This is a genomic window from Wohlfahrtiimonas larvae (genome assembly GCF_002006755.1).
Taxonomy (GTDB): domain Bacteria; phylum Pseudomonadota; class Gammaproteobacteria; order Cardiobacteriales; family Wohlfahrtiimonadaceae; genus Wohlfahrtiimonas; species Wohlfahrtiimonas larvae.
The window spans coordinates 1-13,239 of sequence record NZ_MVDO01000099.1; the positions used below are offsets into that span (position 1 = coordinate 1).

General features: G+C 38.4%; 11 protein-coding genes. 5 read left to right on the forward strand and 6 right to left on the reverse strand.

The features are described 5' to 3' along the window. Window positions 1-1,519: ATP-binding protein (locus tag BZK14_RS06130; protein ID WP_077925667.1), on the forward strand; the 1,519-nt coding region annotated here is incomplete at its 5' end. Window positions 1,520-1,555: 36 nt separating this feature from the next. Here the strand turns inward: BZK14_RS06130 and BZK14_RS06135 are convergent. From BZK14_RS06135 to BZK14_RS06145, 3 genes are all read right to left on the reverse strand, one after another. Beyond that, window positions 1,556-2,089, reverse strand: coding sequence for a hypothetical protein (locus BZK14_RS06135; protein ID WP_077925668.1), 534 nt, complete (start codon window positions 2,087-2,089; stop codon window positions 1,556-1,558). Window positions 2,090-2,150: 61 nt separating this feature from the next. Then, complete coding sequence (locus tag BZK14_RS06140) at window positions 2,151-2,795, reverse strand: PIN domain-containing protein (protein WP_077925669.1); 645 nt, start codon at window positions 2,793-2,795, stop codon at window positions 2,151-2,153. Between the two features lie 146 nt (window positions 2,796-2,941). Further along, on the reverse strand, window positions 2,942-4,060 hold the full coding sequence (locus BZK14_RS06145) for a YkvI family membrane protein (RefSeq protein ID WP_077925670.1): 1,119 nt from the start codon (window positions 4,058-4,060) through the stop codon (window positions 2,942-2,944). A 353-nt stretch (window positions 4,061-4,413) separates the two neighbouring features. Between BZK14_RS06145 and amaB the strand changes: the two genes are divergently transcribed. The 3 genes from amaB (at window position 4,414) to amaA (ending at window position 8,391) form a co-directional block, all read left to right on the forward strand. Further along, window positions 4,414-5,913, forward strand: coding sequence for an L-piperidine-6-carboxylate dehydrogenase (gene amaB, locus BZK14_RS06150; protein ID WP_077925671.1), 1,500 nt, complete (start codon window positions 4,414-4,416; stop codon window positions 5,911-5,913). A 153-nt stretch (window positions 5,914-6,066) separates the two neighbouring features. Next, a complete protein-coding gene (locus tag BZK14_RS06155) occupies window positions 6,067-7,077 on the forward strand; it encodes an Ldh family oxidoreductase (RefSeq protein WP_077925672.1) in 1,011 nt (336 codons plus the stop codon). Window positions 7,078-7,080: 3 nt separating this feature from the next. Then, the gene (gene amaA / locus BZK14_RS06160) at window positions 7,081-8,391 is read left to right on the forward strand and encodes an L-pipecolate oxidase (RefSeq protein WP_077925673.1); all 1,311 of its coding nucleotides are present in this window, start codon (window positions 7,081-7,083) and stop codon (window positions 8,389-8,391) included. Window positions 8,392-8,451: 60 nt separating this feature from the next. Here amaA and BZK14_RS06165 read toward each other — a convergent pair whose 3' ends face one another. Further along, the gene (locus BZK14_RS06165; protein ID WP_077925677.1) at window positions 8,452-9,369 is read right to left on the reverse strand and encodes a LysR substrate-binding domain-containing protein; all 918 of its coding nucleotides are present in this window, start codon (window positions 9,367-9,369) and stop codon (window positions 8,452-8,454) included. A gap of 361 nt (window positions 9,370-9,730) precedes the next feature. Here BZK14_RS06165 and BZK14_RS06170 point away from each other — a divergent pair, with 361 nt between their 5' ends. Next, a complete protein-coding gene (locus BZK14_RS06170; protein ID WP_077925674.1) occupies window positions 9,731-10,525 on the forward strand; it encodes an N-acyl homoserine lactonase family protein in 795 nt (264 codons plus the stop codon). Window positions 10,526-10,594: 69 nt separating this feature from the next. Here the strand turns inward: BZK14_RS06170 and BZK14_RS06175 are convergent, their stop codons facing one another. Both BZK14_RS06175 and BZK14_RS06180 read right to left on the reverse strand, forming a co-directional pair. Continuing rightward, entirely contained in the window at window positions 10,595-11,551 is a 957-nt protein-coding gene (locus BZK14_RS06175) for a carbamate kinase (protein WP_077925675.1), read from the reverse strand. 135 nt (window positions 11,552-11,686) lie between these two features. Further along, window positions 11,687-13,012 carry an MFS transporter gene (locus BZK14_RS06180; protein WP_077925676.1) on the reverse strand — a complete coding sequence of 442 codons (1,326 nt, stop codon included), beginning with the start codon at window positions 13,010-13,012 and terminating at the stop codon, window positions 11,687-11,689. Window positions 13,013-13,239 lie beyond the last annotated feature (227 nt).

Here is a 13,239-nt window from a genome sequence, read left to right on the forward strand (position 1 = left end):
CCGCAACTTTATTGAAGCAATGTTTTCACATGAAACAACGCCATACAATATATTGAAAGATGTGGTTTCTAAATCTAAGCCAACAAAGTTAACTTTAGATAATTTCGGTTACTTAAAAACTGAATTATCTGTATTAGTGCCATATTTACAACATGCTTTAGATCATAACCAAAAAGGCGTGAATATTCTTGTATACGGTGAACCTGGCACAGGGAAAACAGAACTCGCGCGCGTTTTGGTGGATCATTTTAAAGTTTCTGCTTATGAAGTAGTTTCTGAATCCATTCAAGGTGAAGGCGTTGAAAAAGGCGAACAGCGCTTATATGCTTATTTGGCTGCGCAAAACTTCTTCTGCAACCAAAAATCTATGATCATTTTTGATGAAATCGAAGATGTATTCTTTGATGCTTCCTCAGAAGGTTTACCAAACTTCTCGAAAGCTTGGTTCAACCATATTTTAGAAACCAACAAAATCCCAACCATTTGGATATGTAACGATACTTACGACATTGATCCTGCGATCGTGCGTCGTTTCGACTTCACATTCCATTTAGCACCACCACCAAAATCAGAACGTAAAGCAATGCTAGAATCAGCATTGAAAGGCTCACTCAGCCCAAATACATTGAATGCTTTGGCATTATCGAAAGATTTAGTGCCTGCAATCATTGATCGCACTGCAAAAGTTCTCAATACCATCGAGAAATCATTGGATGTGAGTTACGATGAAGCAGCTGCTGCCATCATCAATGGCACTTTGAAAGCACAAGGCAATGATGAAATTCGCATCGCAAAAATTGGCGGATTGAGTGAGATTTATAACCCTGCATTCACAAATACTGATAACAATTTGGCGCTATTGGCTGAGCGTTTAAAAGTATTTAATGAAGCGCGCATCTGTTTATATGGCGCTTCAGGCACTGGTAAATCAGCATTTGCACATTACTTATCGGATTATCTCAACAAGCCTTTGCTCATCAAAAAAGTATCAGATTTGATGGATAAATATGTGGGCGAAACTGAGAAACAAATCGCCGCTGCATTCCATGAAGCCAATACAACAGGCGCAATCTTGTTGATGGATGAAGTGGATAGCTTCTTACGTGATCGCCGCCATGCTCAACAGAATTATGAAGTCACAATGGTGAACGAAATGCTGACGCAAATGGAAGAGTTTTCAGGCATTTTCATCGCAACCACAAACTTAATGGATCATTTGGATCAAGCAATGCTCCGCCGTTTTGACTTTAAAGTGAAGTTTAATTACTTAACAGCTGAACAAGCTTGGTTGCTCTTCAATGAACAATGCCGTTATTTGGGCTTTAAAGAGATTGATCCTGCATTGGAAGAGAGTTTTAAGAAACTCACAAGCCTAGCACCGGGTGACTTTGCAATTTCTGCCCGCCAAGCAAAATTGGGCGTGATCACAAAACCTGAAGAGATCATCGCACAGCTTGTTAAGGAAAACGATTTGAAACAAGCCAAAGGCACCACGATTGGGTTTGTGGTGAGTAAGTAATTAACCATAGAAAAGCCCTCAACGAGGGCTTTTTAGTTATTCTTCCATTAAATACTCGAAAATTTTAGGATCACCAAAATCCACAAATATTTCTCGCAACTCATCTAAACCAAATGTTTCTAAGCCTTTATTCCATATTTCCAATGGAATCAATGCAAAAACCAAATCTGAGCCTATTCCTGTAGGCACAAACTGTTTCAACACTAAACCTAATTCAAGTAATAAGTTAGATAGAGCTGTAATGCCCTCATAGTAGAATGCCTCTTCTTCATCATCCTCAAAACCTGACTCATAACATTGTAGTTGTTTACCCTGATAATTAATCATAAATGGTGTACCAGCATCTAAAGTTGCCCAATCAATTGTATCTTCATCGATTAGCTCTTCCACTTCTAATGCTTCAGGAAAACCTTCACTGAAGGCACCTGTTAACGTACAACCACCATCTACACTAAATGTGAAGTCATTCTCATAATCTTCAATTTTTTGATCACGTTCATCTTCAGACTCAAATTCTAGAAACAAGCTCTCAAAATCTTCCCAAGTTGGGCATACATCTAACTTCTTCATTATAAAACTCCTTTTTTATCATTGAGTTATGATAACAAAGTTTCTCACAAATGACTTTGATTTAAGCCGTCATTTTGCTAAGGAAATCCTGCATTCGGTTTGCATTATATTTCACAAGGTTGCCTTGGTTTTTGATGTGTACAACATCCAAAAATTCCATGCGGTTAATCACATGGCTCACTAAATGTTCGCGTGCTCTGTCCGTCATATCGCGGGCTTTAAGCTGTGCACGAATCGAATTCCGTAAGCCTTCCACTTTTGCAGGACGTGAATTATCTTCTATTTTAGAAAGCATTTTGCACATTTTAATGAGCAAAGAATCAAACTGTAATTCTTTATCACTCCTTGTTGTACCTACGCGCTTAGCTTTTTTATTAGGCGCACGATTCACTAAATTAATGATCGCATCGAAATCTTTATCATTAGAATAAATTTCAAAGCGATCATATTGCTCAAAGTAACAGCCGAGCATAAAAGTAATACCAAAGTCCGCAGAATTATTGGCTGTATCGCCCATTTTAATAAGCTCTAAGCGACCTTGCATCACAAAGTTACTCAATGAAGTTAACCAATCTAGGGGAATTTTCACGTTGGTATTAGCATAACAGATCACAACTTTTTGATATTCTTTGAATTCTAGGATAAGTTCAGTGATCTTTGAGGGGCAGTTTTCAATGTCTATGAATAGAATCGATCGCTCTTGCATCGTTGTGCTCCTTTGAAATGAAACTCACCTGATGCTACCAAGCTTTTTTAACAGATTTGTGACAAAAATAATTTTATTTTGAGCATAAAAAAAGCGGCTTGCGCCGCTCAAATAACAACTACCAAAACTTATTATTATCAGTGAAATTAGCTATATACAACTTTTGTTAAATGTCCTTCTCTTTCTAAACGTCTGATCTTCGATGGACCATAAAAAATAATTGCAATCAAAACAATCCCCACATAACCTGCAATTGGGTAGAAATATCCCATCAACTGAATGAAGCCTACAAAGCTGATGCCATAACCAATTCCCAAGATTGCCAAGATTGCAATCCGTGACTTTTGTGTTTCCATTTCAAAATAACGTGAAATAAACACATAGAACATACTCACAGCTGTGCTATAAATCATCGCTAATGCCACCATACTCAATGCTGAGCTTAAATGTGGCGCATATGTATTCATGATCTGTAATGATGGCATTTGTGCCAATGTATCTACGGTTGGTGCAATTGTTTTGATTTGTGCAAACAATGCAAAGTGCCCCATTGCTAAAACGCCACCAATGATCAAACCACCTAAAGCACCACCTAAACGTGCTACTTTTGGGTCTTTCTCTTCACCACCGATGACCAACGACATCCCAACGCCTGCTACTGTCATCATTGTGACGTGATTAATCGCAGCCATCCACCAATTGGGTAATGTATCGGGCAAAGTCGCACCAACGGCAATCACATAATCATTTAACTCAGCAAATGTTTCTGTTTGATTCGATAAACCCTGATAAATCATAATGGATAATAATCCAATTAAGATCGGTGTAATCATACCAATCACTAAAATGATCTTACGCAAACGAAGCATCAATGTCCCGATGACCAACAATGTCATGATCAATGAACCTTGCCAATAAGGCATATTGTATTGCTGATGGAAAAGCGCACCACTGCCTGATAACATGATAATACCAGTACCCAACATCATAATAATGATTAAGATATCCACAAATTTACCAACTTTTTTACCACCCACTAAATAAACTGCTTCTTTATAGTTTTTAGATTGCAAACGCTGACCTAATCCCACAACAAAATAGCCCACAATACCGTACAAAGCAGTTGCAAGTAGCACACCTGTAGTACCATCTAATCCAAATGATGTGTAATAAAAGAATGGCTCCATACCTGAGGCATTGCCTGCACCAACCACTACACTAGCATATGCAAAGCCCACAATTAAAATCTCTAAAATTTTCTTCATTCCTATCCTCCTAATTCAGCCATTTATACTGATATTTTTTTAATTTTTATATGATTAATTTAGAGTGGCAATACAATAAAACCATGTATAATCAATCACTTCAAATTAATTTTATAAATCTTTTTAACTACATTGATTAGATTGATCATCACTTTTTTGCGCTAAAAGTGTCAAAAGATATGAATTCAGAACTTTATGAATTTTTTTCCTAACAAAGATAAATCAAAGATTCATAAGGATTTTATGATTATCATTCCTAAAAAGAATAACTCTGTGCATATAGTTCGCTTGTCTATATTCGTAGTTACATTGTAGGATCAAGTCATCTTCTACGTAACAAAGGAAAGTTTAAGATGGAAATTTCAACAAAAGTTTTAAATAAATTAGGCATTTCAGATGAAGTATTAAATGGTGGTACACACGAAGTGCATAGCCCATTAGATGGCGCAGTGATCGCAAAACTTAAATTCATTGATGAAGCAGCAACAGACAAAATCATTGATGATGCACATGATGCCTTTTTAGAATGGCGTACCGTACCTGCACCAATTCGTGGTGAATTGGTTCGTGTATTGGGCGAAGTATTGCGCGAGCACAAGGAAGATCTCGCAGCAGTCATCACTTTAGAAGCAGGTAAAATTCAATCAGAAGCATTGGGCGAAGTTCAAGAAATGATTGATATCTGTGACTTTGCTGTGGGTTTATCGCGCCAATTGTACGGTTTGACAATCGCATCAGAGCGCCCTGGTCACCACATGCGTGAAACATGGCATCCTTTAGGTGTTGTGGGCGTAATCACAGCATTTAACTTCCCAATGGCTGTTTGGTCTTGGAACTCTGCATTAGCATTGATCTGTGGTAACCCAGTTGTTTGGAAACCATCAGAAAAAACACCTTTAACAGCTTTGGCATGCCAAGCAGTATTTGAAAAAGCGGTGGCTCGTTTTGGTTCAGCACCGAAAAACTTATCACAATTAGTGATGGGTGCACGTAACTGCGGTAACGCGATCGTTGAGAACCATAAAGTAGCATTAGTGAGCGCAACAGGTAGTACTCGCATGGGGCGTGAAATTGGTCCTAAAGTTGCAGCACGCTTTGGTCGCTCTATCTTAGAATTAGGTGGCAACAACGCAATGATCTTGACTGAATCAGCCGATTTAGAATTAGCAGTTCGCGCAATTCTGTTCAGTGCTGTGGGTACAGCGGGTCAACGTTGTACAACGCTTCGCCGCTTGATCATTCACAAATCAGTGAAAGCACAAGTATTAGAGCGTTTAAAAGCATCTTACAATACTATTCCTGTTGGTTCTCCACGCGATACAAATAACTTAGTTGGACCACTGATCGATAAAGGTTCATTTGATGAGATGCAATCAGCATTAGCAAGAGCAAAAGCTTCTGGCGGTGTTGTTCATGGTGGCGAGCGTGTATTAGCTGATGAAATGCCAAATGCATACTATGTAAAACCTGCAATTGTTGAAATGCCTGAGCAAAACGAAGTGGTGGAAACAGAAACATTCGCACCAATCCTTTATGTGATGGAATATGAAAACTTTGCAGACGCAATGGCGATGAACAACAATGTACCACAAGGCTTATCATCATGTATCTTTACAAACGATGTGAGAGAAGCTGAATTCTTCCAATCTGCGGCAGGTAGTGATTGCGGTATCGCAAACGTGAATATCGGTACAAGCGGTGCGGAGATCGGTGGTGCATTTGGCGGTGAAAAAGAAACTGGTGGTGGCCGTGAATCTGGCTCTGATTCTTGGAAAGGCTACATGCGTCGCCAAACCAACACGATCAACTACTCACGTGAATTACCACTCGCACAAGGCGTAAAATTCGATTAAGGTAATACTTAATCTAATCAGAGAAGAGACGGCCTCCCCGCGTGTCTCTTCTCTGCCCTAAATATCTACACTAAAGAGCTATATCAATAGCCGAATAATTAAAAACTACCGAGGAAATCATGGGATGATTCAAACACCCATTAGGAGGAGAGAATGCAAATCTCTATTAATCAACTACAGGAGCTTGTCGAGAAAATTTTAGATAGCCGAGGTTTTTCCAAACCCCAACGCGATGCTATTACTCAAAACCTAATCACAGCACAAGTTTCGGAATGTCATTCCCACGGTGTATGGCGTTTATTAGAACTCATCAAAAATCTTGATAAAGGGATGTTGAATCCAACTGCAATCCCTCAAGTCACACACAATAAAGGTGCAGTGATCCGTGTAGATTGTCAAATGACAGCGGCACAATACGGTCATCAAATAGGCTTACCATTATTGATTGAACGCGCAAAAGAATTTGGCATTGCCTTATTAGCAGTGAATCATTGCATTCACTTTTCTGCACTTTGGGTAGAGCTAGAAGCGCTAGCTAAGCATAACTTGGTGGGCTTAGCCATGACAACAAGCCACGCTTGGGTTGCACCACATGGTGGCACAATGCCATTACTTGGCACTAATCCATTTGCATTTGCATGGCCACGCACTAATCCTGATCGTCCTTATATTTTTGATTTTGCGACAAGTGCAACTGCGCGTGGTGAAATCCAACTACATGCACGTAATCAGACACAACTACCTAATGATGTTGCGATTGATGCCAATGGCAAGCCAACAAATGATCCTAATGAAGCATTGAAAGGTGCGATGCTCGCTTTTGGTGGACATAAAGGCACAGCCATTTCCACAATGATCGAATTAATGGCTGGCCCATTGATTAATGATTTGACAAGCCAAGAATCTCAACAAGCAGCCAAAGATGGCGCAGCGTTACCTTATGGTGGTGAAATCATCATTGCGATTGATCCTGAAATCATTTTAGGAACAGACAGACAAAGTGCCACACAACGCGCAGAAGATTATCTCAATCAATTCAGCCAAGCTGATGTTCGTTTGCCTTCAGAGCGACGTTTTGATGCACGTGATCGAAACCGACAGAGAGGCACTATCGACCTAGATGACACATTGATTGACAATCTCAAAACATTGATTAGGAATTAAAAAATGACAACTTCTCAACACTCATTTAAATATGAAAACTTATGGCACACATTAGTTGAAGACAAAGTCTCTTTTGGATCGTTACAAAATAATGAAGTAGCAGATGTGTGCATCATTGGCGCTGGTTTTACAGGATTATCCGCAGCAATTCATTTGGCTGAACATGGTAAATCTGTCGTATTACTAGAAGCACAACACATTGCTTATGGTGGCAGTGGTCGTAATGTTGGCTTAGTGAATGCAGGGACTTGGAACAAACCTGATTTCATGGTGGATATTCTTGGCAAAGAGATGGGTGAAAATTTGGTAGCTGCATTAGGTGATGCACCAAAGTTAGTATTCTCCATCATTAATAAATATGGCATAGATGCACAACAACAAGAAGTAGGCACGTTGCATATGGCTCACAGCGAAAAAGGCGTACCAGAATTGCAAGATCGCTATGAACAATTAACTCGCCGTGGTGCACCTGTGGAATTATTAACAGGCGCTCGCATGGAAGAATATTCTGGTAGTCAAAAAATTCCTGCAGCATTGTTAGATCATCGTGCCGGCACAGTGAATCCTTTTGCTTATGCAACAGGTTTAGCCAAAACTGCTGATAAATTAGGTGTCAAAATCTTTGAAAACTCACCTGTTGCATCTGTCAATTGTGAAAAACCTGGTGAATGGGTGGTGACAGCACTCGATCATTCTGTGCGTGCAGAAAAAGTCATCATTGCAACCAATGCATATGCAGAAGGTGAGTTATCAGAATATCGTAAATCAGTTTACAGCGGTTATTATTATCAAGTGGCTTCTGAACCTATGGGTGACGCTGGCGCGACTGTTTTACCCTATAAACAAGGCTCTTGGGATACGCGTTTAGTCTTAAGTAGTATTCGCTTGGATAAAGAAGGTCGTTTAATTCTTGGTAGCATGGGGCGTGCGATCAATAAACCTGATTGGTATCTCAAAACCTGGGCAGATCGTATTCAGCAACATTACTTCCCACAATTGGGTACTAAAATGAATTGGCAATATAGTTGGTGCGGACGTATAGGCTTTACAGATAATCATACGCCAAAAGTTTTTGAACCTGCACCCGGCTTAATTGCAGCCATTGGCTATAACGGCCGTGGAATCACGACAGGTACATTGATTGGTAAGTTATTTGCAGATCATCTAACAGATCAAGAGATGGCACCGATTCCATTACCCTTTTTCTCTTCTGTGGATCAATCTAAATGCAATTACTCACAGATGAAATCCCTATTCATTGAATCAGGATTTACGATGTACCATTTAGGGCAATGCTTAAAAGTAATTCGTTAAATTAACGTAAAATACTTGAGCTTTAATCTTCTCGCCAATGGCGAGAAGATCAGAAGATATTTATTCTTCAGGTAGATAATCAGGATCTTTACCTAAATAATTTAAAATCCATTCACGTACAATTTTAACTTTGGGTTCTGCTGCATGGCTTTTCAAATACGCCATATAATAAGAGCCAACACCTGTTAAACGATGGGAAGATGCAGGCACTAAACATCCATTTTGTAAATCCGCTTCCACTAAAATTTTTGGTACCAATGCTAATCCACAACCTGTTTTTGCAGCGCTGATGCAAGATGTCCAACGATCAAACAATAATGATCGATAACCATTGGGATAAATTTGACTAAAGCGTTCAAAAAACTGATCCCACGTATTTAGACGAGAACGACACTCAATTAATCTTGTATTAAAATAAATATCAATTTCTGGTTGGTCTTTATTACGTTCTAAAACTTCAGGATTGCACACAGGAATCATCTCTTCATCAAATAGCTCGATGGATTCCATACCATGCCAACCACCATAACCATAAATAAAGGCAACATCTACATCTGCTTCTGCAGGATCATAAGTCAGCATCTGTTCATAAAATGATAATTGCACATCGCCATAATGAGCAGTAAACCCTTTCAACGCTTTCACTAACCATGCAGAACATAATGATGGATGTGAGGCTATCCGGATCACATCTTCAAAAACACCATACGCCAACATTTCTTGTGATGTTTCTTCGATCTTTCGTAAAATTGCATTCACATGGACTAGATATGTACTACCTGCTGGTGATAACTCTAACTTCTGCCGATTGCGCACAAATAACTGAACTTGTAAGCTACTTTCCAATAAAGCTACTTGTTTACTGATGGCACTTTGCGTCAAATTCAATTCTGCGGCAGCTAGAGTAAAGCTTAAATGCTTTGCCGAAACTTGGAAACAACGCATAGTATGCGTTGTGGGTAAATACAAACGACTCATCTTCTCCATTCCCTTTTTCCATTACTGGATATTTTTAATCCGCCGATTAACTTAATATCATTTTAAATTAATCTTTATTTAATCTTATTAAAAATAGACATTATGTAGTCAAAAAGCAATGGTAAAAATAAGATTTATTTATACAACAATCATCTTTTCTATATGGTTTATTATATGCTAAAGCCTACAGAATATTTGCAATACAAAAAAGATACCTATATGATTAGTAAATAATTTAAAATAACAAGTTTAAACATGATTATAAGCAATATTCCCACTGGCAAACAAAAGTAAATTTTTGTAAAATTACAAGCATGGCTGTATATAGATTGAATTTATCAAATAATTTAGGAATAAAATTATGAGTAAAGCAGATTTATACATCATGAGTTGCGGCTGGATAAAAATCCCAGCACAGGCACTTATCAGAGACCGCTCGAGCGATGAAATAATTGTAGTACCTGTTCCTGTCTATCTTATTAAACATCCCAAAGGCAATGTTCTTATCGATACGGGTTTAAGCTCAGAATTTATACAAACAAGTGGCACGACTCAAAATGACTTTGGCCTTGAAATTCAATTAAACAAAGATGAATATATTATCAATCAGTTAAAAAAAGTTGGTTTAGATAAAAGCGACATCAAATATGTTATTAATACCCATCTTCATTGGGATCATTGTGGTGGCAATAAAGATCTGACAGAATCCATTATGATTATTCAATCACCAGAATGGGATTCTGCCAATAATCCTGAATATATTGCAAAAAAATACTATGTGCCACGTTTATTCAATCAGCATCAAAACTTTTCTCTAATTGATGGTGAATATGATTTATATGATGATGGCAGCATCATTCTTGTACCCACTTACGGGCACACTGATGGCCATCAATCAATCAGAGTAAAGGTTGGTGATCGCTACCTACTCCTTACCATTGATACTGCTTATTTACGCGAAGCCTTTGAAAGAAGAATTTTACCTAATATTGCAGTTGATAACGAAGAGACGATACTGCAATCTCTTGATTACCTCAAACAGCAACAAGATGCAGGTGATGTATTATTTTTTGGCCATGATTATCAAGACTTCATCAAAGTTTCTGATGGGTCGCCCAATAAAGTAACTGAAGAGATGTTAGACTTACTAATCTAATCATTCTATTGTTACAAAAATAGGCTGATATTAATCCATTAATATCAGCCTTTCTTGATAAAGAATCTATTACTTATAAATTTTTGTACCTTTTGTGCCTTTCAACGCATCTGCCATTGTTTCTAATTTAGTTACAATGCCAACGCCATGAGGACAAGCTTCGATATAATCCAATAAAGATTCTACTTTTGGCAACATACTACCTGCTGGGAATTGTCCTTCTGCTTTGTATCTTTCTGCATCCGCAACTGATAATTCTGATAGCCATTCTTGATTAGGTTTGCCAAAGTTCACAGCAATTTGCTCAACGCCTGTTGGAATCAAATAGACATCTGCCTGTAAATCTGCTGCTAATAAAGATGAAACACGATCTTTATCAATCACAGCTTCAATACCGCTGACGGTATGATCAGCATTACGCTGAACAGGAATACCACCACCGCCACAAGCGATGACTAACGTATCAGCATCCACTAAGCTTTTAATCACATCCAATTCTACGATGGCTGTTGGTGTTGGCGAAGCGACTACTCTTCTCCAACCACGGCCTGAATCTTCTACAATATTCCAACCTTCTGTGGCAGCTTTTTCTTTTGCAGTTGCTTCATCCATAAAAACACCAACTGGCTTATTGGGTGTTGCAAAAGCTGGATCTGTCGGATCTACTTCAACCTGAGTAATCACAGAAACCACAGGTTTATTAATACCACGACGCTTAAATTCATTACCAATTGCAGATTGTAATAAATATCCAATTTCACCTTGAGTACTTGAGCCATGATGATCCAATGGATATTGTGGTAACTCTTTAGCTGCTGCATCTTGGATTAGATGAATGCCCACATGTGGCCCATTGCCATGGGTCAATACAACACGCCAACCTTCTTCAATTAAATTAACAACATCTACTGCTAATTTATCTGCAACTTTACGCTGAGATTTCATGTCAAGATGATTATTATCTTCAATCAATGCATTACCACCAATTGCTAATACCATTACTGGCACTTTCTTTTGATCATTCATATGTTTTCCTCTCAATAAAGTGTGTCACTATCCGCAGTTTAAAACAGAAAATACAAATAATGTGGCTATTAAAATAATTAAATTAATCCTTATAAATTAATAAAAACAATTATTTACTATTTTCTTAAAACTTGATTATGACTCTTGACATCCTTTATAAGACAATGGAATGCATGCCACAATGATAGCTAAAACTGCAACACCACCAATGTACCAAGCCGCACCCAATGGCGTTTTACTCAATAACCAAATAGTTAATGCTGGCGTGATTGCACTGAAAACAGCATAAGCTAAGTTATATGAGAAAGATAAACCTGAATAGCGGATTTTTGCTGGAAATGCTCGTGTACCAATGATTGGCGTAAGGGCAATTGCACCTGTGAATAAACCCATTACAGCAGCGCCCATATAGATCATTTCTAAACTTGGTTGCGTTGTTAATAATGAATAGAACAAGAATGATGTGATGGCTAAACCGCCCCAAGCGATTAATGAGGTTAAGCGCGTTTTTAAGACATCTTCCAACCACCCGAACAACACACAGCCGATTGTTAGCATCAACGCCATGATAGAACCTGTCACACGCGCATCAATAGATGATAACTGATACATCCCACCTAAGATTTTCACTGGCGTCATCAAGATTGCCACCATAACAGTTGTAGATAATGTCCATGTCATCAATGCAACAATCACACATGCCCATTTATGCTTTTTCATAACTGTCACAACTGGAATTTCTTTCGATAATTCTTTACGCTCAGCCATTTCTTGGAAAATAGGTGTTTCTGATAAATAACGGCGTAAGTAAACAGAAATCACACCAAATAAACCACCCGCAATGAATGGAATTCTCCAAGCATAGTTCAGAATTTCTTCTCTTGTAAAAGTCAGATCGATCAAGATTGAGACTAGGAAACCTAATAAAATACCGCCAGTAATGCCGCTTGTTAATACACCAATGCCTAAACCATAACGATTTTTAGGTGTATGCTCTGCGATGAATACCCAAGCACCTGGCATTTCACCACCAATTGCTGCGCCTTGGAACATACGCATCACAATTAATAATATTGGCGCTAACAAACCTATCGTTTCATACGTTGGCATAATACCAATCACAAAGGTTGGCAATGCCATCATCGCAACACTTAATGTGAACATTTTTTTGCGCCCGAGGATATCCCCAAAGTGCGCCATGATAATTCCACCGATTGGGCGAGCAATATAACCTGCTGCAAAACCACCCCAAGCATAAATATCCCCCCACACTGTACCTTGCAGATTTGCTGGTAGGAATAGAGCTTTTACAACCATTTCAATATATAATGCATAGATGACAAAATCATAAAATTCTAATGTGCCACCTAAAGATGATAAACCTAATGTTTTATAATCTTCTTTATTTAATGCACGCGCTGAGGGGGCGCTCGATACCTCTTGACTCATTGTTGCTGACATAAATATTTTCCTAAACTTATTTTGATCGAATCCCCATCATAGCCACTTATCTTTCTAAAACTCAATCCCTAAAGTAAAATATATTTATATTGCGATAAAAAAGCCATCACTGCATAACAATGATGGCTTCACTCAAGATTATAGTAGGTTAATCTTTAGCATTAGGTTTAACATGCGGTTTAAATTTAAACTGAATCTTCGTATTGACACGCTGTGCGATGATCACA

Coding starts and splice junctions, on each gene's coding strand:
- BZK14_RS06135 (WP_077925668.1), bottom strand. CDS start 2,089: ATGAAGAAGTTAGATGTATGCCCAACTTGGGAAGATTTTGAGAGCTTG.
- BZK14_RS06140 (WP_077925669.1), bottom strand. CDS start 2,795: ATGCAAGAGCGATCGATTCTATTCATAGACATTGAAAACTGCCCCTCA.
- BZK14_RS06145 (WP_077925670.1), bottom strand. CDS start 4,060: ATGAAGAAAATTTTAGAGATTTTAATTGTGGGCTTTGCATATGCTAGT.
- amaB (WP_077925671.1), top strand. CDS start 4,414: ATGGAAATTTCAACAAAAGTTTTAAATAAATTAGGCATTTCAGATGAA.
- BZK14_RS06155 (WP_077925672.1), top strand. CDS start 6,067: ATGCAAATCTCTATTAATCAACTACAGGAGCTTGTCGAGAAAATTTTA.
- amaA (WP_077925673.1), top strand. CDS start 7,081: ATGACAACTTCTCAACACTCATTTAAATATGAAAACTTATGGCACACA.
- BZK14_RS06165 (WP_077925677.1), bottom strand. CDS start 9,369: ATGAGTCGTTTGTATTTACCCACAACGCATACTATGCGTTGTTTCCAA.
- BZK14_RS06170 (WP_077925674.1), top strand. CDS start 9,731: ATGAGTAAAGCAGATTTATACATCATGAGTTGCGGCTGGATAAAAATC.
- BZK14_RS06175 (WP_077925675.1), bottom strand. CDS start 11,551: ATGAATGATCAAAAGAAAGTGCCAGTAATGGTATTAGCAATTGGTGGT.
- BZK14_RS06180 (WP_077925676.1), bottom strand. CDS start 13,012: ATGTCAGCAACAATGAGTCAAGAGGTATCGAGCGCCCCCTCAGCGCGT.